The sequence below is a fragment of the Alcanivorax sp. genome, from assembly GCF_051117345.1.
Classification (GTDB): domain Bacteria; phylum Pseudomonadota; class Gammaproteobacteria; order Pseudomonadales; family Alcanivoracaceae; genus Alcanivorax.
The window spans coordinates 1-3293 of the sequence record NZ_JBNPEC010000240.1 but is presented as its reverse complement, the minus strand read 5'-3'; the positions used below and the strand labels follow the sequence as shown (position 1 = coordinate 3293).

The 3293-nt window shown below is 59.0% G+C and carries 6 protein-coding genes; 3 read left to right on the top strand and 3 right to left on the bottom strand.

Annotated elements, in window-relative coordinates; genetic code table 11:
- The 3 genes from ACFE0K_RS15260 to ACFE0K_RS15250 form a co-directional block, all read right to left on the bottom strand.
- Positions 1–831: transglycosylase SLT domain-containing protein (locus tag ACFE0K_RS15260; protein ID WP_434536878.1), on the bottom strand; the 831-nt coding region annotated here is incomplete at its 3' end.
- A gap of 68 nt (positions 832–899) precedes the next feature.
- Positions 900–1229, bottom strand: coding sequence for a hydroxyacylglutathione hydrolase C-terminal domain-containing protein (locus ACFE0K_RS15255; RefSeq protein ID WP_434536877.1), 330 nt, complete (start codon positions 1227–1229; stop codon positions 900–902).
- 15 nt (positions 1230–1244) lie between these two features.
- Positions 1245–1673: an MBL fold metallo-hydrolase gene (locus ACFE0K_RS15250; RefSeq protein ID WP_434536876.1), complete on the bottom strand. Its 429-nt coding sequence runs from the start codon at positions 1671–1673 to the stop codon at positions 1245–1247.
- A gap of 57 nt (positions 1674–1730) precedes the next feature.
- On the opposite strand from ACFE0K_RS15250, the gene ACFE0K_RS15245 reads away from it, so the two are divergent.
- The 3 genes from ACFE0K_RS15245 to ACFE0K_RS15235 all read left to right on the top strand — a co-directional run.
- Positions 1731–2507 (top strand): class I SAM-dependent methyltransferase, encoded by a 777-nt coding sequence (locus tag ACFE0K_RS15245; RefSeq protein ID WP_434536875.1) that lies wholly within the window; start codon positions 1731–1733, stop codon positions 2505–2507.
- Between the two features lie 4 nt (positions 2508–2511).
- The gene (rnhA, locus tag ACFE0K_RS15240) at positions 2512–2967 is read left to right on the top strand and encodes a ribonuclease HI (RefSeq protein WP_434536874.1); all 456 of its coding nucleotides are present in this window, start codon (positions 2512–2514) and stop codon (positions 2965–2967) included.
- A partial coding sequence (locus ACFE0K_RS15235; RefSeq protein ID WP_434536873.1) for an exonuclease domain-containing protein occupies positions 2967–3293 on the top strand: 327 nt, incomplete at its 3' end. The genes rnhA and ACFE0K_RS15235, both read left to right, overlap by 1 nt.

Sequence of the window (3293 nt, the reverse complement as noted above, 5' to 3'; positions counted from 1 at the left end):
AATCTGGCCACCGATGTCCACGCTGCTGAAATAGGCTTCATTACGGATCGGATGCAGGGTGACGCCGTAGCTTTCCGGGTCTTGCACGATCTGGGCAATGGCCAACAGCTTGGGAACGTAGGCGGTAGTCTCCCGCGGCAGGTTCAGGTTCCAGAAATCCGTGGGTTTGCCCGCTTCTTCGTTGCGGCGGATGGCCCGCGACACGGTACCGCCGCCGGCATTGTAGGAAGCCAGTGCCAGTAGCCAATCGCCGTCAAACCGGTTGGAGAGCTTCTGCAGGTAATCCAGCGCTGCGTTGGTAGATTTGAGAATGTCCCGTCGCTGATCCTGCCACCAGGTGCGCTCCATGCCGAAGTAATCACCGGTAGAGGGAATGAACTGCCAGGGGCCGGCAGCTCGGCCGTGTGAGTAGGCGAAGGGGTCGAAGGCGCTTTCCACGATGGGCAGTAGGGCCAGCTCCAATGGCATGTTGCGCGCTTCTGCCTGCTGAATGATGTAGTGAAGGTAGCGTTCGGAGCGGGTGGTAACACGGGTGAAGTATTGCGGGTGGCGAGCGTACCAGTCGCGCTGGACGCGAATGCGGTCATTTTCCACTTTCAGATCAAGGCCGTAACCCTGACGAAGCCTTACCCATAAATCATTGTTTTTCTTGTCTTTATCCGCGCTGCTTTCCAGGGGGGTCGGTTCGTCCATGCCGTTGGCGAGATTGACATCGTCCACTGACGGTTCGGCGGCGGGCATGGGAGGAAGCTCATCCAGGGACTGATTCGAAGCACAGCCTCCCAGGACTCCCACGCCCAGACACAGGGCGAGAGTAATGATTTTTTTCATAATAATAACGACAGCAAAATATTTCAGTCATTTTAGGGGCATGCAAAGGGGCCCACAAGCAGCGTCAGCTAAAAGTTGTCTTTCCAGCGACGCAAGGCGGCAAAACACTGCATATCAGAGCCGGCGGTTCCAGCTTCTCTGGCTTCACAGGCGCGCTTGAGCGCCGGCTCATGGGCGCGCAGAAAGGGGTTGCTGCGCGTTTCCTCTTCCAGGGTGGAGGGCAGGGTGATCTGGTTTGCCTCGCGGGCCTGGCGCACAGCCTCTAGACGTTTTGCCACAGCATCGTCATCCGGGGTGACTGCCGCAGCAAACGTCAGGTTGGCCAGGGTGTATTCATGGGTACAGAATACCCGGGTTTTGGCGGGCAGACTGGCCAGCCGTTGCAGCGAGTCATACATCTGCGCCGGCGTTCCTTAGAACAGACGCCCGCAACCGCCGGCAAACAAGGTGTCGCCGCAGAACAGCCAGCAGTGGTCGGTGTCGTGGAAGGCGATATGGCCAAGGGTATGGCCGGGGACTTCCATGACTGTCAGGGTCATGTCCACGCCGGCTGGTCGGATGCTATCGCCCTCGGCAAGCGGGTGCGTCATCCCGGGGATGGTTTCCCTGGCAGGTCCATAAACGGGAATATCCCTTTCCTGGAGCAGAGCGGGAATGCCGCCGACATGGTCCGGGTGATGGTGAGTCACCAGAATGCTGGTGAGTCGCAGCCCATTTTCCTTCAGGAACTGCTCGACCGGGGCGGCATCGCCTGGGTCCACCACCACGCAGCGGTCCTCCTGGCGGATGGCCCAGATGTAATTGTCGCGAAATGCGGGGATGGCGGTGGGGCTTGGCAACATGTCGTGCTACGCTCCTGAAAAACGGCAATCTTTTGTGATCAGGAGTCATTGTCCGTCATGCAACTGCCTCCACTCAACCGTATTTCCTATAATGCCTCCTCGCCGGAGCTAGGGCGCAATTTTGATAACTGGCTGGACAGCGAGCCAGGGCAGGCCTTGCTGGCCGCAGAGAGAGCAATGCTGGGCGAATGGCTGCGTAGCCAGGCTGGGCAGCGTGCGGTAGCCCTGTATAGCGGCAGCGGCCGGGATATGCTGGCCGAGAGCCCGCTTCCCTGGCAGACCAGCATCTCTACCCAGGGCTTCGGTGGTACCCGGGTTCGAGCCCGGCTTGAGTTGCTGCCGCTGGCCAAGGCCAGCGTCGATCTGCTCCTGCTTCACCATGTCATGGACTTCAGCCAGGACCCCCACCAGGTGTTGCGTGAAGCCACTCGAAGTATTGCGCCGGGCGGCAAAGTGGCCATTATCGGCTTCCACCCGATCAGCCTGATGGGGCTGGCTCGCTGGTTTTTCTGGCGCAGACGGCCGGGCTGGTCCGGGCGCTTTTACCGGCCCACCCGTCTTACCGATTGGCTGCAAGTATTGGGATTTGAGGTCGATGGCATGGCCAGTGGCTTCTATACTATGCCGCTTTCCGACCGTGGCCGGGAGCGTCTGGGGTTGTTGGAGTGGCTGGGTAGCCTGCTTTGGCCCCGCCATGGCAATGCCTATTTACTGGTAGCCCGCAAACGTGCCGGTATCGCCAAATTGTTGCCCAGCCGGCAACACAAGGTGCCGCGTCATACTGTGTGGCTGGTACCGGTTGCTCGCTGGTGCCAGCAAATCAAGGAGTCCTGATTCATTGAAGCTAGTGATTATTTTTACCGACGGCGCCTGCCGCGGTAACCCCGGCCCGGGTGGTTGGGGAGCGGTGATGCGTTACGGCAGTACCGAGAAGTCCTTGTTCGGCGGCGAAGCCGATACCACCAACAATCGCATGGAGCTGATGGCGGCCATCATGGCGCTGGAGGCTCTGACCCAACCCTGTCAGGTGGTGCTGACAACGGACTCGCGCTATGTCATGGATGGCATCACCAAATGGATGGTCAACTGGAAAAAGCGGGGCTGGAAAACGGCGTCCAAGCAGCCGGTGAAAAATGCGGATCTGTGGCGGCGGCTGGATGCGGCCCGCGAGAAACACACCATTGAATGGCAGTGGGTCAAGGGTCACAGCGGACACCCCGAGAATGACAAGGCTGATGCACTTGCCAATCGTGGCATTGATGAACTTCTTCAGAAAAAAGGAATGCCGAGCTAATGCGTCAGGTAGTACTGGATACGGAAACCACCGGCCTTGAGCCTAACGACGGCCACCGGGTAATCGAAATCGGTTGTGTCGAAGTCGTCAACCGACGGCTCACCGGCAACAGCCTGCATTTGTATCTCAATCCCCAGCGCGACATTGATGAAGGCGCCCTGGCCGTACATGGCATCAGCACCGAGTTCCTGGCGGATAAGCCCACTTTCGACAAGGTGGCGGATGAATTTCTGGCCTTTGTGGATGGTGCAGAACTGGTGATCCATAACGCTCCGTTCGATGTGGGCTTCCTCAACCACGAGTTGCGTCGCCTTGGCAGTCGCTAT